This is a genomic window from Achromobacter sp. KK8 (assembly GCF_054188005.1).
Window position 1 is genome coordinate 2,924,078 of sequence record NZ_CM135178.1, and the last position, 16,139, is coordinate 2,940,216.

General features: G+C 67.2%; 12 protein-coding genes. 6 read left to right on the forward strand and 6 right to left on the reverse strand.

Annotation, left to right across the window (positions count from 1 at the left end; genetic code table 11):
* Positions 1 to 105 precede the first annotated feature (105 nt).
* The gene (locus tag ACVN9Z_RS13535) at positions 106 to 2,373 is read left to right on the forward strand and encodes a TonB-dependent receptor (protein ID WP_054471959.1); all 2,268 of its coding nucleotides are present in this window, start codon (positions 106 to 108) and stop codon (positions 2,371 to 2,373) included.
* A 7-nt stretch (positions 2,374 to 2,380) separates the two neighbouring features.
* Here the strand turns inward: ACVN9Z_RS13535 and serB are convergent, their stop codons facing one another.
* Positions 2,381 to 3,238, reverse strand: a complete 858-nt coding sequence (gene serB / locus ACVN9Z_RS13540; protein WP_020924737.1) for a phosphoserine phosphatase SerB — start codon at positions 3,236 to 3,238, stop codon at positions 2,381 to 2,383.
* 23 nt (positions 3,239 to 3,261) lie between these two features.
* Positions 3,262 to 6,744, reverse strand: coding sequence for a transcription-repair coupling factor (gene mfd / locus ACVN9Z_RS13545; RefSeq protein ID WP_458213467.1), 3,483 nt, complete (start codon positions 6,742 to 6,744; stop codon positions 3,262 to 3,264).
* Between the two features lie 29 nt (positions 6,745 to 6,773).
* On the opposite strand from mfd, the gene ispD reads away from it, so the two are divergent.
* The 3 genes from ispD (at position 6,774) to ACVN9Z_RS13560 (ending at position 10,300) form a co-directional block, all read left to right on the forward strand.
* A complete protein-coding gene (ispD, locus tag ACVN9Z_RS13550; protein WP_024068081.1) occupies positions 6,774 to 7,457 on the forward strand; it encodes a 2-C-methyl-D-erythritol 4-phosphate cytidylyltransferase in 684 nt (227 codons plus the stop codon).
* Positions 7,454 to 7,939: a 2-C-methyl-D-erythritol 2,4-cyclodiphosphate synthase gene (gene ispF, locus ACVN9Z_RS13555; RefSeq protein ID WP_047992188.1), complete on the forward strand. Its 486-nt coding sequence runs from the start codon at positions 7,454 to 7,456 to the stop codon at positions 7,937 to 7,939. Before ispD ends, ispF begins: the two co-directional genes overlap by 4 nt.
* A gap of 303 nt (positions 7,940 to 8,242) precedes the next feature.
* A complete protein-coding gene (locus ACVN9Z_RS13560; protein ID WP_458213468.1) occupies positions 8,243 to 10,300 on the forward strand; it encodes a DUF4344 domain-containing metallopeptidase in 2,058 nt (685 codons plus the stop codon).
* 115 nt (positions 10,301 to 10,415) lie between these two features.
* Here ACVN9Z_RS13560 and ACVN9Z_RS13565 read toward each other — a convergent pair whose 3' ends face one another.
* From ACVN9Z_RS13565 to risA, 4 genes are all read right to left on the reverse strand, one after another.
* Positions 10,416 to 10,934 carry a carboxymuconolactone decarboxylase family protein gene (locus ACVN9Z_RS13565; RefSeq protein WP_458213469.1) on the reverse strand — a complete coding sequence of 173 codons (519 nt, stop codon included), beginning with the start codon at positions 10,932 to 10,934 and terminating at the stop codon, positions 10,416 to 10,418.
* A 73-nt stretch (positions 10,935 to 11,007) separates the two neighbouring features.
* Positions 11,008 to 11,556: a peroxiredoxin gene (locus ACVN9Z_RS13570; RefSeq protein WP_006389231.1), complete on the reverse strand. Its 549-nt coding sequence runs from the start codon at positions 11,554 to 11,556 to the stop codon at positions 11,008 to 11,010.
* 59 nt (positions 11,557 to 11,615) lie between these two features.
* Positions 11,616 to 13,010, reverse strand: a complete 1,395-nt coding sequence (risS, locus tag ACVN9Z_RS13575; protein WP_006389232.1) for a sensor histidine kinase RisS — start codon at positions 13,008 to 13,010, stop codon at positions 11,616 to 11,618.
* Between the two features lie 34 nt (positions 13,011 to 13,044).
* Positions 13,045 to 13,779, reverse strand: a complete 735-nt coding sequence (gene risA, locus ACVN9Z_RS13580; protein ID WP_003813882.1) for a response regulator transcription factor RisA — start codon at positions 13,777 to 13,779, stop codon at positions 13,045 to 13,047.
* 131 nt (positions 13,780 to 13,910) lie between these two features.
* On the opposite strand from risA, the gene tsaB reads away from it, so the two are divergent.
* Both tsaB and ACVN9Z_RS13590 read left to right on the forward strand, forming a co-directional pair.
* Positions 13,911 to 15,167 (forward strand): tRNA (adenosine(37)-N6)-threonylcarbamoyltransferase complex dimerization subunit type 1 TsaB, encoded by a 1,257-nt coding sequence (gene tsaB / locus ACVN9Z_RS13585; RefSeq protein WP_437263036.1) that lies wholly within the window; start codon positions 13,911 to 13,913, stop codon positions 15,165 to 15,167.
* Positions 15,164 to 16,093, forward strand: a complete 930-nt coding sequence (locus ACVN9Z_RS13590) for a uracil-DNA glycosylase (protein ID WP_207384634.1) — start codon at positions 15,164 to 15,166, stop codon at positions 16,091 to 16,093. Before tsaB ends, ACVN9Z_RS13590 begins: the two co-directional genes overlap by 4 nt.
* Positions 16,094 to 16,139 lie beyond the last annotated feature (46 nt).

A 16,139-nucleotide genomic window follows, 5' to 3' on the forward strand; every position in this document is an offset into this window, starting at 1 on the left:
TTACGGGGAATTGATCTTTCTTTCAGGAGGCTTTCAGCTTCGAAGGCCAGAATCGCAACCTTCCAAAAAACAAGAATCGTTGCTATTCATATTCTGGAGAAAGCGTTGAAATCCGAAGACACCTTTGCCGTCACGTCGCTCAGCGGATCGCTGGCCGCGGTGCTGGCGACCCCGGCGCTGTTCCTGGCTCCGGCCGCGCAGGCGCAATCGGGCGGACAGGGCGTGACGCAGCTGACACCCGTGCAGGTGCAGGGCGATGCGCTGGTGCCGTACGACGTCAAGGATTCCGCTTCCACCAAGTTCACCGCGCCCTTGCTGGACACGCCCAAGTCGGTGCAGGTCATTCCGCAGGAAGTGATCCAGAACCAGGCGGCGTCCACCCTGACCGAGGCGCTGCGCAACTCGCCGGGCATCACGTTCGGCGCGGGCGAGGGCGGCAATCCGCTCGGCGACCGCCCGATCATCCGCGGCTACGACGCCCAGGCCAGCACCTACGTCGACGGCATGCGCGATATCGGCGCGACCTCGCGCGAGGTGTTCAACCTGGAGCAGATCGAGGTCATCAAGGGTTCGGACGGCGCCTTTGGCGGCCGTGGCGGCGCCGGCGGCAGCATCAACCTGATCAGCAAGACGGCCAAGGCCGAGAATTTCACCGCGGCCAGCCTGGGCATCGGCACCGACAGCTACTATCGCGGCACGATCGACAGCAACTGGCTGCTGGGCGAGAAGACCGCCTTCCGCCTGAACGCCATGTATCACGACGCCGACGTGGCCGGCCGCGACATGGTCAACAACAGCCGCTGGGGCGTGGCGCCCACCATCACCTTCGGCGTGAACACGCCGACCCGCGTGACGCTGAGCTACTACCACATGCAGTCGGACGACCTGCCCGACAGCGGCATCCCGTACGCCTATCCCAGCACCAAGGTGCAGCGCAACGGCAGCTTCATGGGCGTCACGCAGACCGGTCCGGCCAGCGTCGACCGCAATAATTTCTACGGCCTGTCCAGCGACTACCGCAAGACCACGTCCGACATGGGCACGATCGGCATCGAGCACGATTTCTCGAACCGCCTGACCCTGCGCAACATGACGCGCTATACCTATTCGACCCAGGACTACGTCTGGACGCAGCCCGACGACAGCCAGGGCAACGTGCTCAACGGCCGCGTCTGGCGCCGCGCCAACACCCGTGCCAGCCGCGTCGACAGCCTGGCCAACCAGACCGAGCTGACGGGCAAGTTCGAGACCGGCTCGCTCAAGCACAGCTTCAACGTGGGCATCGAGCTGTCCAAGGAAGAGGGCAAGAAAGATACGCTGGCGATCAATCGCGGTTCCGGCTCCGGCGCGACCAATGCCTGCAAGTCCTTGGGCGCGGCCTCCAACTACAACTGCACCAGCCTGTACGACCCGGATCCGCACGATCCCTGGGTCAACACGCTGGACGGCGACCGCGTCGGCCAGCCGACCCGTTCGCGCACCATCACCAAGTCGATCTACGCCTTCGATACGGTGGAATTGTCGCCGCAATGGCTGGTCAACGGCGGTCTGCGCCTGGACCGCTACGAGACCAAGTTCACCAATACGCCGGCCAACAAGTACCAGGTCATCAAGCGTGACGACACCCTGCTGAACTACCAGCTGGGCCTGGTGTTCAAGCCGGCCGACAACGGCAGCGTGTACGTGTCGTACGCGACCTCGTCGACGCCGTCCAACGCCACGCTGGGCGAAGGCAGCGAAAGCCTTGCCCTCACGCCGGGCCGCGGCAACGTCGGCATGAACGCGGCCGACATGGCGCCGGAAAAGAACAAGACCTACGAGATCGGCACCAAGTGGGACGTGCTGGACCGCCGCATGACGCTGACGGCCGCGCTGTTCCGCACCGAGACCACCAACGCCCGCGTCACGCTGCCGTCGGGCGACTACGCCATGGCTGGCAAGAAGGAAGTGAACGGCCTGGAGCTGGGCTTCTCGGGCAGCATCACGCCCGCCTGGCAGGTGTTCGGCGGCTACACCTTCATGAAGAGCAAGCTCAAGGACGGCGCCGGCGCCGACGAGGGCAATGCGTTCCCCAACACGCCGGAGAACAGCTTCAGCCTGTGGTCGACCTACGCGGTGACGCCGGACTTCACGCTGGGCGGTGGCGCCTACTACGTCGGCAAGCAGTACGGCAACACCACCAACACCACCTACATCCCGTCGTACTGGCGCTTCGATGCGATGGCCGGTTACCGCTTCAACAAGAATTGGAACCTGCAGCTGAACGTCTTCAACCTGTTCGACAAGACCTACTACGACAAGGCCTATCCGGCGCACTACGCCAACATCGCGCCGGGCCGCTCGGCGATCCTGAGCGTGAACATGCGCTACTGAGGCAGGATCAGCTTTCGAACCAGTTCAGCACGCCGTCCAGGCCCGAGACGTTCAGCGCGTAGCGGGTCTGCTGCCGCACCAGCGGCTTGGCGTGGTAGGCCACCGGGAAGCCGGCGGCGCCCAGCATCTTCAGGTCGTTGGCGCCGTCGCCCATGGCGATGACCTGCTCCTTGGTGGCGCCGTGGGTGCGGGCGAACTCGCGCAGGTAGACGGCCTTGGCGTCGGCGTCCAGGATATCGCCCAGCACGCGGCCGGTCAGCACGCCGTTGTCGATTTCCAGCGTGTTGGCGTGCGCGCTGTCCAGCTTCAGGCGCTCACGCAGGCGGTCGGTGAAGAAGGTGAAGCCGCCGGACACCAGCAGCACCTTGATGCCGGCGGCCTGGGCGGTGGTGATCAGGCGTTCTGCGCCCGGGTTCAGGCGCAGCTTTTCGGTGTAGACCTGTTCCAGCGCTTCGGCCGGCACGTCCTTGAGCAGCGCCACGCGGCGCCGCAGGCTTTCGGCGAAGTCCTTGATCTCGCCGCGCATCGCGGCCTCGGTGATTTCCGAGACCTTGTCCTTGACGCCGGCCACGCCGGCGATCTCGTCGATGCACTCGATGTTGATGAGCGTCGAGTCCATGTCCATCGCCAGCACCTTGCAGTGCGACAGCTTCAGGCCGGCCGGCACGAAGGCGGTGTCGATGCCATGGCGCTCGGCCCACGCCACCACGTCGGCGCGGGTGGCGTCGTCGTGCTGAACGTCGAGCAGGCGCGCGGCCGTGGCGCTGATGCGGGCCACGCCTTGCGCCTGCGCCAGGGCGGCGAGCTGTTCGGCGTGTTCGACGGTCAGGCCGGGGGATTGGACGACGAGGTGATGGATAGTCATAAAAATGCGAAGGTCGGGGCGGGTTACTTCAAGGCGCGCAGCACGGCGCGCACGGCATCGGCGCGAGCCGGGATCTGCGCGGCCTTGATCTCAACCCGCAATTTATCCTGTCCGGCGAGTTTGATGTGGCGTTGCCGCTGCACCAGCTCGATGATTTTGGCCGGATCGACGCTGGTCTTGGGGCCGAACTGCAGCAGCGCCTGGGTTTCGCTGGCGTCGATCTTGACGATGCCCAGCGGTTGCGCGGCCAGGCGCAGGCGGTGCGTGGTCAGCAGCGTCTGCGCCGCCTCGGGCAGCTTGCCGAAGCGGTCGATCAGTTCTTCCTGGATCTGGATCAGGTCGTCCTCGTCGGCGGCGTGGGCCAGGCGCTTGTAGACGCTCAGGCGCGCATGCACGTCGGCGCAGTAGTCGGACGGCAGCAGCGCCGGCGCATGCAGGTTGACCTCGCAGGCCAGGTTGAAGGGCGCGTCCAGGTCCGGCTCTTCGCCGGCGCGCAGGGCGCGCACCGCTTCGTTGAGCATCTCGTTGTACATCGAGAAGCCGACTTCCTGGATGTTGCCGGACTGCGAATCGCCCAGCACTTCGCCGGTGCCGCGGATCTCCAGGTCGTGCATGGCCAGGTAGAAGCCGGAGCCCAGTTCCTCCATGGCCTGGATCGCTTCCAGCCGCTTCTTGGCGTTGCTGGTGATGGCATCCTCGCCCGGCGTCAGCAGGTAGGCGTAGGCCTGGTGGTGCGAGCGGCCGACGCGGCCGCGCAGCTGGTGCAGCTGCGCCAGGCCGAAGCGGTCGGCGCGGTGGATCACGATGGTGTTGGCGCTGGGCACGTCGATGCCGGTTTCGATGATGGTGGTGCACAACAGCACGTTGTAGCGCTGCTGGTAGAAGCCCTTCATCACCTGTTCCAGGTCGCGCTCGGGCATCTGGCCGTGGGCCACCGCGATGCGGGCCTCGGGCACCAGCTCTTCGAGACGGGCGCGGCGGTTGTGGATGGTCTCGACCTCGTTGTGCAGGAAGTAGCACTGGCCGCCGCGCTTGAGCTCGCGCAGCAGCGCCTCGCGCAGCGTGCTGCCGTCCTCGCGCCGCACGAAGGTCTTGATCGCCAGGCGCTTTTGCGGCGCGGTGGCGATGACCGAGAAGTCGCGGATGCCTTCGAGCGACATGCCGAGCGTGCGCGGGATCGGCGTGGCGGTCAGGGTGAGCACGTCGACCTCGGCGCGCAGCGCCTTGAGCGCTTCCTTCTGGCGCACGCCGAAGCGGTGTTCCTCGTCGATGATGACCAGCCCGAGGCGCTTGAACTTCACGTCCTTGGACAGGATCTTGTGGGTGCCGATGACGATGTCGACGCGGCCGTCGTTGATGCCCTCGATGGCCGCGGACACTTCCTTGGCCGAGCGGAAGCGCGACAGCTCCACCACCCGCACCGGCCAGTCGGCGAAGCGGTCGGAGAAGGTCTGCGCATGCTGTTCGGCCAGCAGCGTGGTGGGGCAGAGCAGGGCGACCTGCTTGCCGTTGGCCACGGCCAGGAACGCGGCGCGCAGCGCCACCTCGGTCTTGCCGAAGCCGACGTCGCCGCACACCAGGCGGTCCATTGGTCGGCCCGAGGTCATGTCGGCGATCACGGCCTCGATGGCGGCGGCCTGGTCGGCCGTTTCCTCGAAGCCGAAGCCTTCGGCGAAGGCCTGGTAGTCGTTCAGCGGCAGGTTGAAGGCGAAGCCCTCGCGCGCGGCGCGCTGGGCGTACAGCGCCAGCAGTTCGGCGGCGGTGTCGCGCACCTGTTTGGCCGCCTTGCGGCGCGCCTTGTCCCACTGGCCCGAGCCGAGCTGGTGCAGCGGCGCGGCTTCCGGATCGGCGCCGCTGTAGCGGGCGATCACGTGCAACTGCGACACCGGCACGTACAGCGTGCTGCCGTTGGCGTATTCGAGATGCAGGAACTCCATCTCGCCTTCGCCCATGTCCATGTTGACCAGGCCGTGGTAGCGGCCGATGCCGTGCTGCGCGTGCACCACCGGGTCGCCGGCGCGCAGTTCGGACAGGTCGCGCACCATCGCTTCGACGTTGCTGGCGCGTTCCTGGTCGCGCTTGCCGCGCCGGCCGGTGCTGGCCAGCCCCGGATAGAGGTCGTTCTCGGTCAGGAAGGCCAGGTTGGCCTGCGGCAACTCGAAGCCGGTGGCCAGGGGCGCGGCGACGATGCCGAAGTGGGCGTCCGAAGCCAGGAAGGCTTCGATGCTGTCCGGCTGCGCGTCGGGGGTGACGCCGAACTCGTTCAGCATTTGCACCAGCGTCTCGCGGCGGCCGGCCGAGTCGGCGCACAGCAGCACACGGCCTTGCGGCTTGCCGACATGCGTGCGCAACTTGGCGATCGGGTCTTCGGCGCGGCGCGCCACGCTCACGTCCGGCGCGGCGCGGAAGTCGGGATGGGGCTGGCCCGCGGCCAGCGCCAGGCGGCGGAAATCCTTCAGGCGGGCGTACAGCGCCTGCTCGTCCAGGAACAGCGCGGACGGGGGCAGCACCGGCCGTTCGCGGTCGCTTTTCAGGAAGCCATAGCGGCTGCCGGTGTCCTGGCTGAAGCGCATCATGGCGTCGTCGATGTCGCCGACCGTGACGGTGAGCGTGCCTTCGGCCAGGTAGTCGAACAGCGTGGCCGTCTCGTCGAAGAACAGCGGCAGGTAGTACTCGACCCCGGCGAAGGGGATGCCGTTGCCGATGTCCTTGTAGGGCAGGGCGCGCGAGGGATCGCCTTCGAACACTTCGCGGAAACGCGCGCGGAAGCGGTTGCGCGATTCCTCGTCCATGGGAAATTCGCGCCCCGGCAGCAGTTGCACCTCGCGCACCGGGTACAGGCTGCGCTGGGTGTCGACGTCGAAGCTGCGGATGGTCTCGATCTCGTCGTCGAACAGGTCAAGCCGGTAGGGCAGCGCCGATCCCATCGGGAACAGGTCGATCAGGCCGCCGCGCAGACAGAACTCGCCGGGCGCGGTGACCTGGGTGACGTGGTTGTAGTTGGCCAGCGTCAGCTGCGCGCGCAGCGCTGCTTCGTTGAGCTTGTCCTTCTGCTTGAAAGAGAAGGTGTAGGCTGCCAGGAAGGACGGCGGCGCCAGCCGGTACAGCGCGGTGGTGACCGGCACCGTGAGCACGTCCACCGTCTTCATCATCAGCGAATGCAGGGTATGCAGGCGCTCGGAGATCAGGTCCTGGTGCGGCGAGAAGGCGTCGTACGGCAGGGTTTCCCAGTCGGGCAGCTGGCGCACCCGCAGGCCGGGCGCGAACAGCGCGATTTCCTCGGCCAGGCGCTGGGCTTCCAGCGGCTCCGCGGTCAGCACCACCAGCGGCGCGCCGGCCTGCCGGGCCAGGTCGGCCAGCAGCCAGGCATCGCCCGAGCCGGGTGGCCGGGGTTGCGCATAGCGCGTGCCGGGCTTGAGCGCGGCGAGAGTGGGGGCGGTCGCGGGGACGGGCGGCGCTGCCGTGGCGGAGGAGGTGGGAGCGGGCATCAGACTGGGAGCAGGCATCAAGCGGAAGATTATAAAATCACCGCACCATGTCTGACTCAATCATCGCAATCGTTCCCGCCGCCGGCGTCGGCGCCCGCGCCAGCCACCCCGGCGTCGAGAGCGTGCCCAAGCAATACCGTCCGTTGGCCGGACAGCCCATGCTGCGCCATGCCGTTGCGGCGCTGCTGGCTGACGAGCGCGTGTCGCAGGTGCGCGTGGCGGTGACGCCCGGCGATGGCTGGGTCGACCACGCCCTGGCCGGCCTGCCGCGCACCGTCTGGCGCGCCTGCGGCGGCGCGACGCGCGCCGATACGGTGGCCGGCGCCCTGGCCGAGAGCGGCGTGGCCGATGACACGTGGGTGCTGGTGCATGACGCGGCCCGCCCCGGCCTGCCGGCGCCGGCCCTGGCGCGCCTGATCGACGCCTGCCTCGCGGATGCGGTGGGCGGGCTGCTGGCGCTGCCCGTGGCCGATACCGTCAAGGCCGGCCACGACCGGGTCGAGCGCACGCTGGACCGCAACGGCCTGTGGCTGGCGCAGACGCCGCAGATGTTCCGCGCCGGCGTGCTGCGCGATGCGCTGACGGCGGCCGCGGTGAACGGCGTTGCCGTCACCGACGAGGCCTCGGCGATCGAGGCCGCGGGCTATGCGCCGCTGCTGGTGCCCGGCGCCATGCGCAATTTCAAGGTGACCTGGCCGGACGATTTCGAACTGATGGAAAAATGGCTATGAGTATTCCCTTCCGCGTCGGCCAGGGGTTTGACGTGCATGCGCTGGTGGAAGGCCGCCCGCTGATCATCGGCGGCGTGACCATTCCGCACAGCCACGGCCTGCTGGGCCATTCGGATGCCGACGTGCTGCTGCACGCCATCACCGACGCGCTGCTCGGCGCCGCCGGGCTGGGCGACATCGGCCGCCACTTCCCCGATACCGATCCGGCCTTCAAGGGCGCGGATAGCCGCGTGTTGCTGCGCGAGGCCGTGGCGCGCGTGCGCCAGGCTGGCTGGACGCCCGTGAACATCGATGCCACGGTGCATGCCCAGGCGCCCAAGATCGGCCCGCATGCGCCCGCCATGGTCGGCAACATCGCCGCCGATACCGGCCTGGCCGAAACCGAGGTCAACATCAAGGCCAAGACCAACGAAGGCCTGGGATACCTGGGGCGCAAGGAAGGCATCTCCGCGACGGTGGTGGCGCTGCTGGCCCGGGCCTGACCCGCCGCCCCCCGTACCTTGCGGGCATCGATGGCGCGGTGTTTACCGCGCCATTTTTTTCGCGCGCGAGCGTTGTTTTATTCGCACGGATACATGTCCACAACAAATTAACAAACCGCAAAAAAGGGCGAGGACCGCGTAGCTGCTGCGGTTTGGCGTGAATCCCGCGTCGTTTGGGGCGCACAGGCCGAAAACGCCCTGTGTTTTCGTCTTGCCGGGGCATTTGAACTGGAATATTCTGCCGCTACTTAACGTCTGGATAATAGGGACACTAGGATGCATGTACGTGGCGCTGCCTTATTCGTGGCTCTCGTCGCCTTTGGTTCGCCTGCACATGCAGAATTCGAGCAACAGCTCGGCCCGCTCGCGGGCGCTGTCCGCACGCAGCTGCTGCAAGGCTGGACCGCAGGGGTCGAGGATGGCTGGTTCACGCTGCGCAACAAGGCCACGGCCGGCAGCGAACAGACGCTCTACCTGAACGTCGGGCAACCGCCCGAAGGCGGCCGCATCACCGACGTCAACGTGGTCCTGAATTCGAAGAATCCCAAGGCTTCCATCGGCCTGGCGCTGACCAACCGTTCGCGCAAGGGGCTGTGCCTGCTCGAGCTCACGGCCGCCAAGCAGACCTTGCTGTTCTGTCTGGACGGCGACAAGCGCCGCGATATCGCCAACGTGCCCAATGTGGCCAAGCTGGACGGCTCCGACCGCATCAAGGTGGTCGAGGTGCCGGGCGCGGCGCGCTTCATCGTCAATGGCCAGAAGATCGGCGATATCGAGAACGAACCCGCGCTGGGTTCCGAGCTCGGCATCATGGCTTACGAGGTCGGCACCTTCGGGATCGCGGACTTCGCCATCAACACGAACGTCAATGCCAACACCGGCCAGGGCGGCGGCGGGCAACCGCAACAGCAGCCGACGCGCGCGCCGCAGGCCTCGCCGGATTCCGGCGCCAGCAGCGGCTTGCCGGGGGCCGGCCCGTATCCGCGCTTTGGCGGCGACTCGCTGCGCATCGTGGCGGTGTACATCGGCATCATGCGCAGCATTTTCATGCATGAGTTCGGCCACGCGCTGATCGGCGAACTGGAGCTGCCCTCGACCGGCGCCGAGGAAGACGCGGTCGATATCTATTCGGCGCTGCAGATCGTCGAGCCGACCATGTACCCGTCCAGCGACAAGGACACCAACGCCATGGCCCAGGGCGCGGCCAAGTACGCGGCCCTGCAGTGGTACTACAGCGGCAAGCTGGCCGAGGCCAAGGGCGCCGGCAACTCGCCCTGGCAGGACGAGCACACGGGCGACCTCAAGCGCTTTCGCAACATGCTGTGCATCATGTATGGCGGCAACCCCGGCGTGTTCGCATCGCTGGTCGACCAGGTCGGCTTCGAAGACCGCACCAAGGCGCGCTGCGCGGATGAATTCACCAAGCAGAACCGCGCCTGGCGCCGGATCCTGGCGCCGCATACCCGCGTCGGCACGTGGTCGCCCGATGGCCAGCAGCCGGCGAACGCCCCCGGCGCGCCGGTGAACGTGACCTTCGAGCCGTCGTCGCGCCGCATCGGCAACCTGTTCGCCAACAACCTGTCCGAAGCCATCACCAACAACATCAAGCTGCTGGGCCAGACCTACGTGCTGCCGCGGCCGGTGAACGTGGTCTTCAAGGACTGCGGCAAGCTCAACGCCTGGTACAGCCCGCGCGAAGGCTCCATCACCATGTGCTACGAGCTGATCGAGAACATCGCGGTGATGATCTCGGATATCGAGATGGGCACGGTCGGTGGCGAGCCCAAGCAGGGCGGGGCGGCGCCGCAGCAAGCCCCGCAACAGGCCCCGCAACAGCAGCCGCGCCAGCAACCGCCCGCCGGCCAGCCGCAGCGCGCGCCCGGCAACGGCGGTTTCGACGAGTTGCAGGATAGCGGCGTGCCGCCGACGACCCTGCTGTTCTCGGCGCCCTACAAGGGCCCGACGCCGAACTCCCATCCCCGCGCCAAGGTGATCACCACCAAGGACGTGGTGGCCCTGTTGACCGATGAAAAGAACAAGAACTTCCTGGTGATCGATACCAGCGGCCTGCGCGACACCATTCCCGGCGCCTTCCCGCTGAGCGATGCGGGTTCGGACGGCAGTGTGACGGACCAGATGCAGGAAGCCTTTGACGGCTGGCTGCACAAGAAGACGGGCACCGAGAAAGAACACAACGTGCCGCTGATCATCGTGGGCGCCGGCATGAACGACCGCTCCTCCTATAACGCCGCGCTGCGCGCCGGCATGATGGGTTGGCCGGTCTACTGGTATCGCGGCGGCATGGAGGCCTGGCTCGCCAACGGCCTGCCGACGGCTCCCGTCAAGTCCCAGGGACAATAGCGGCAGCGGGGCGGCGCAAGCGCCTTCCGGCAAATAAAGAAAGCCCGCCTGTGCGAACAGGCGGGCTTTTCATTGCCCGCGCGCGGCGGGGCGGGCCAGCGTGGCGGAGGCGGGCTTACTTGCCCTGCGCGGCCAGCGCCAGGGCGGCGGCGTTGACCACCGCGGCGATGCGGCCGGCGTCGCGCAACTGCTCGGTCGACAGGCCGTCCTGCTTCAGGTTCTCGTAGTGCGAACCGACGCAGAAATGGCACTTGCCGATGATGGAGGCCACCAGCGCGAACAGCTCGAAGCGCTTCTTTTCCACGCCGCCATGGGTGGCGTAGGCATTCATGCGCAGCTGGGCCGGCAGGCTCTTGAGCTGGGCGTCGCCGCTCATCTCGACGTAGGGGTACCAGGTGTTGTTCATGCCCATGAGCGCCGAGGCGGTCAGCGCGGCATTGGCGTCGGTTTCGGACAGGACGCTCTTGAAGGCTTCGATCAGCACCGGGCTGCGCGCGGCGTAGGCGGCCGACAGGGCGGCGCCGACGGCGTCTTCCGGGGCCAGGGTCGAGCGGGCGATCACGGCGTCCAGATTCAGGCGGATGTCCTTGGCCCAATCCGGCAGCTGTTCCTTAATGGTCGTCAGAAATTCCATAGTTTTTACCTATAATCCAGCGCAGTTAAAGCCCGGCGAGGGACCCGCGAGCAGGTCCCGGCCGGGCTGGAAATTACAGCGTGGCGCCGCCAACCGTACGGTTGCACGGGCACAGCTCGTCGGTTTGCAGGCCGTCGAGCAGACGCAGCACTTCTTCCGGGTTACGGCCGACGTTCAGGTTGTTCACCGAAACGTGCTGGATCGTGTTGTCCGGGTCGACGATGAAGGTGGCGCGCAGCGCAACGCCAGCACCCTTTTCACGCACGCCCAACTGGTCGATCAGGGCGCCGGTGGTGTCGCCGAACTGGTAGTGACCCAGCTTGTTCAGGTCCGGGTGCTCACGGCGCCAGGCCAGCTTGACGAATTCGTTGTCGCTCGAGCCACCCAGCAGGACGGCGTCGCGGTCTTCGAAATCCTTGGCCAGCTTGTTGAAGCCGACGATTTCGGTCGGGCACACGAACGTGAAGTCCTTCGGGTAGAAGTAGATCACCTTCCACTTGCCGGGGAACGAGCTTTCGGTGATGTCTTCGAAAGCCGAGACGCCGTTTTCTTCGTGCTGGTTGAAGCCGGGCTTGACGCCGGTAACCTTGAAGGGCTCGAGTTTGTCGCCAACAGTTTTCATGTTTACTCCCAGTAGTTGTTGGTGGAATTAAGGCGGTGCCTCAAACCATAAATTCTACGCTATGGATTATCGTTGTCTAATTGATAATTCCTAAACTTCGCTTTGGGCAGCTCTATGCGGGCGGTCAGGCCGCCACCCTCGCGCGGCAGCATGCGCAGGGCGCCGCCCACGTGCTTGAGCAGGCGTTCGACGATGGCCAGGCCCAGGCCGGCGCCGCTGACGCCGGTGCGGGCGGCCTCGCCGCGCGAGAACGGCCGCAGCAGGCGGTCGACGTCTTCGGGGGCGATGCCGGGGCCGCGGTCGGACACCTCGATGACGATCATGCCGCCCTCAGCTTGCAGTGTCATGACCAGATGGGCCATGCCGTCGGTCGAACGGCCATAGCGACGCGCGTTCTCGATCAGGTTGCTGACGATGCGTTTCAGGTCCAGCGCGGTGATGCGCGCGCGCAGGCCCGGTTCGAGGGTGGCGTCCAGTTCGCCGCCCAGCGAGGACGTGTGGCTGCGTTCACGCTCGTACAGCTCGGCCAGCACGGCCGAGATATCGGTGGCCAGTTGCGGCAGGGTGCCGGCGGGACGGGCGTATTCCATCAGCTGGCCGATACTGTGGTCGATCTGGCCCAGGTCCTCGTCGATGGCCTGGCGCGCGTCTTCCGACACGCCGCTCAGCTCGATTTCCAGGCGCATGCGCGCCAGCGGCGTGCGCAGGTCGTGGGAAATGCCGGCCAGCATCAGCTCGCGGTCGGCCTCGGCCTGCCGCAGGTCCTTGGCCATGCGGTTGAACGAGGCGTTCAGGTCGCGGATTTCCAGCGGCCCCTGCTCGGGCAGGGGCGCCGGGGTCTCGCCACGCGACAGCACCTGCGCCGCGCGCGCCAGCCGCGACAGTGGCCGGTTGACGAAGCCGACGCTGACCGCCGCGCCCACCAGGGACAGCAACAGCGCCGTGGCGCCCCATCCCAGCCATTCGATGCCGCCCGTCAGCCCGATTTGCTCGCGTTCGAACACCAGCCAATATAGGTCTTTCTCGATCTGGAAACTGACCCAGAAGCCCGGCACCTGGTTCACGCCCCAGGCGATCTGGGTCTCGGGGCCGAAGCGCGTGCGGATGTGCTGCGCCACGCGCTGCCAGTAATCGTCGTCGGGAAGGGCTTCGGCGAAGTCGGTGACCTCGCGCGGATAGACCTGGATGCCTTCATTGGTGGCCAGGTCGAGCAGGAGCTTGCTGCGTTCGCCGTTGTGCGAATAGATCAGCGCGGTGCGCGTGATATTGACGGCCGTGATCACCCGCTGCGCCATTTGATTGGCGCGCGGTCCCAGCTCCATGCTGAAGAAGACTTGTAGCCACGCCCCCAGGCTGACCAGCATGAGCGCGGCCAGCAACAGGAACGTGCGGCCGAACAAGCCGAGCCGCAGACGTGAAGTCAGGTTCCTGAAGGTTTTGCGCAAGCGGGGCACGAGGCTGCGCTCCTGCCCGGGGCGGGCGTGTCGATCAACTGCCACCGTCCGGCACAAACACGTATCCGAGACCCCAGACGGTCTGGATGAATACGGGCTTGGACGGGTTCGGCTCGATCAGCTTGCGCAGGCGCGAGATCTGCACGTCGAGGCTGCGGTCGAAGGCTTCGTATTCGCGGCCGCGGGCCAGTTCCATGAGCTTGTCGCGCGACAGCGGAATCTTCGGGTGGCGCGCAAACACCTTGAGCACCGAGAATTCGCCGGTGGTGATGGGCACCTGTTCGCCGTTGCGCGTGAGCGTGCGGGTCGACAGGTTCAGCACGTAGGGGCCGAAGGCGATGGATTCGTTTTCCTGGCTGGGAGCGCCGGGATGTTCCTCGGTGCCGCGGCGGCGCAGGATCGCGTTGATCCGGGCCAGCAGTTCGCGAGGGTTGAACGGTTTGGACAGGTAGTCGTCCGCGCCCATCTCCAGGCCGACGATGCGGTCGATTTCTTCCGCCTTGGCCGTCAGCATGATGATGGGGGTGTTGTCGTGGCCACCGCGCAGCCGGCGACAGATGGACAGGCCATCCTCGCCGGGCAGCATCAGATCCAGCACGAGCAGGTCGAAGTGCTCGCGTTGCCAGAGTTTGCCCATCTCTTTGGCGTCTTCGGCAACGAAAACGTTGAATCCCTGCTCGGACAGATACCGGCGCAGCAGATCGCGCAAGCGCGGATCATCGTCGACGACGAGGATTTTTCGGGTGGGGGTGGTGTTTTGCGTATTCATGGCCGGAAATGTAACAGTGACAAGAACCAGCGGCTAGTGGGCGTTCACAAGATATTACACATTGCGAACCATGGTTGAAATCCCCCTTACATACGGGGGCAAGCCCCCGGTATTTCGTACAATCTGCATCTATGGAACTAAACCTGCTGGCTCTGGAAACCTCTTCGTCGCGCTGCGGCGTGGCCCTTTTGCGCGCCTTCGACGGGCGGCTGGAGGTCGCCGTCCGCGAACACGAGGGCTCCCAGGAGCACGCGGAACGCCTTTTGCCCATGGCCAACGAACTGCTGGCCGAGGCCGGCCTGGCGCCCGGCGCCCTGCAGGCGGTGGCGTTCGGCCAGGGGCCGGGCGGCTTTACCGGGCTGCGCGTGGCCTGCGGCGTGGCCCAGGGCATGGCCATGGGGCTGGGAATCCCGGTATTGCCGGTGGTGTCGCACCAGGCCGTGGCCGCCCAGGCGGGCGGCGTGCCGGACGACGCCATCGTGGTGGCGCTGGACGCCCGCATGAATGAAGTCTACCTGGCGGTCTATCGCCCGGTTGCCGGCGCCGATGGAGAGTCCGTCTGGGAAACCCTGCAGGCCCCCTTGCTGATCGCGGCGGCCGAGGTCGTGCCCTGGACGGCGCACCACCTGCCCGCGTGGTCCCGCGCCGCTGGCCGGGCGCTGCAGCCCCTGCTGGCGGGCGATGCCTGGGATGCCTACGCCGCGGACATGTCGGTACCGGCCGGATGGCGGCGCGCCGGCGAGGCGCAGCGGCCCGAGGCCGCCAGCGTCGCCCGCCTGGCGCGCGAGGCCTGGTCGCGGGGCGAGGCCGTCGCGCCGGAACAGGCCGCGCCGCTCTACGTCCGAGACAAAGTGGCTTTCACCACCGCGGAACGCCTGCGGGGCGAGGGCGGCAACCCCAAGGCGCAATCCACGCTGGCGCCGGCATATCCCCAGCCGCTGACCGACGCCGACCTGGACGAGGTGGTGGCCCTGGAGGCCAATGTCCAGTCGTTTCCCTGGACCCGCGGCAATTTCGCTGACGCGCTGGCGGCCGGCTATGGCGCCTGGACATTGCGCCGTGATGGCCGCGTGGCCGGTTTCTGTATCCTGATGTTTGCGCCCGACGTGGCCCATCTGCTGGTGATCGCGGTGGCGCGCAGCCTGCACCGCCAGGGGCTGGGCAGCGTCCTGCTCGACTGGTGCGAACAGCAGGCGCGCGAGCGCAGCCTGGATGGCGTGCTGCTCGAAGTGCGCCCGTCCAATACCGCGGCGGTCGAGTTCTACAAGGCCCGCGGCTACCTGCAGATCGGCCTGCGGCGTGGCTACTATCCGGCCGAAAAGGGCGGGCGCGAGGATGCCCTGGTGATGCAGAAGCGCCTGGATTCGCCCAAGGGAGCGACGGCGTGACGGCTCCGAACCCCACGCAAGCGGCGGCCGCGCCCCGCGTCAATCCGCTGCAGCGCCTGTGGCTGCGCGAGCTGGGCATGGAGCGCCTGTGGCTGCGCCCGGCGCCCCGGCCCGCGGTCGCGTCCGAGCCCCAGACCGTTGTTTCCAAACAGGATTCGCCGGCAACGGCGGCGCCGGATGGCATGCCGCCGACGCCGGTCCGCGATGCCGCGCCAGCGCCGGCGGCCGTGGCGTCGCCCGTCGCCGCGCGTCCCCCCGGGCCCGGCCCGGGCCTGCGCAATGGCCCGCCGCCCAAGCCGGCGCCCAAGCCCGAGGTCGCGGCCGACGCCGCTCCGGCGCCGATTCCGGTGGCCGAAGCGGTCAAGAACGCCAACCTGGACGAATTACGCGAACAGGTGGTGGCCTGCACCGCCTGCGGCCTGTGCAGCGGGCGGCGCCATGCGGTGTTCGGCCACGGCGGCCAGCCCACGCGCTGGCTGGTGGTGGGCGAGGCGCCCGGCGAACAGGAAGACCGCCAAGGCCAGCCTTTCGTCGGCCGTTCCGGGCAATTGCTGGACTCGATGTTGTCGGCGGTGGGCATGAGCCGCGAGCGCGATGTATTCATCGCCAACGTGATCAAGTGCCGCCCCCCGGGCAACCGCAATCCCAAGCCCGAGGAAATCGCGGCTTGCAGTCCTTACCTGATGCGCCAGATCGCGCTGCTCAAGCCCGAGCGCATCCTGGTGCTGGGCCGGTTCGCGGCCCAGACGCTGCTGGGCACGGACGCGACCATCGGCAGCCTGCGCGGCCGCGTGCACCAGATGAAGACGGAAGAGGGGCGCGAGATCCCGGTGATCGTGAGCTATCACCCGGCCTATCTGCTGCGCAGTCCGGCCGAGAAGGCGCGCGCCTGGCAAGACCTGAAACTGGCGGCCCGGCAGCTCTAGGCCGGGCCCGGCCGGCAAGGCCGCCAATGGGCGGGGCCGCAAGGGC

Excerpts from the sequence above, each read along its gene's own strand:
- serB (WP_020924737.1), bottom strand. The coding sequence starts at position 3,238 with ATGACTATCCATCACCTCGTCGTCCAATCCCCCGGCCTGACCGTCGAA.
- mfd (WP_458213467.1), bottom strand. The coding sequence starts at position 6,744 with ATGCCTGCTCCCAGTCTGATGCCCGCTCCCACCTCCTCCGCCACGGCA.
- ispD (WP_024068081.1), top strand. The coding sequence starts at position 6,774 with ATGTCTGACTCAATCATCGCAATCGTTCCCGCCGCCGGCGTCGGCGCC.
- ispF (WP_047992188.1), top strand. The coding sequence starts at position 7,454 with ATGAGTATTCCCTTCCGCGTCGGCCAGGGGTTTGACGTGCATGCGCTG.
- ACVN9Z_RS13565 (WP_458213469.1), bottom strand. The coding sequence starts at position 10,934 with ATGGAATTTCTGACGACCATTAAGGAACAGCTGCCGGATTGGGCCAAG.
- ACVN9Z_RS13570 (WP_006389231.1), bottom strand. The coding sequence starts at position 11,556 with ATGAAAACTGTTGGCGACAAACTCGAGCCCTTCAAGGTTACCGGCGTC.
- risA (WP_003813882.1), bottom strand. The coding sequence starts at position 13,779 with ATGAATACGCAAAACACCACCCCCACCCGAAAAATCCTCGTCGTCGAC.
- tsaB (WP_437263036.1), top strand. The coding sequence starts at position 13,911 with ATGGAACTAAACCTGCTGGCTCTGGAAACCTCTTCGTCGCGCTGCGGC.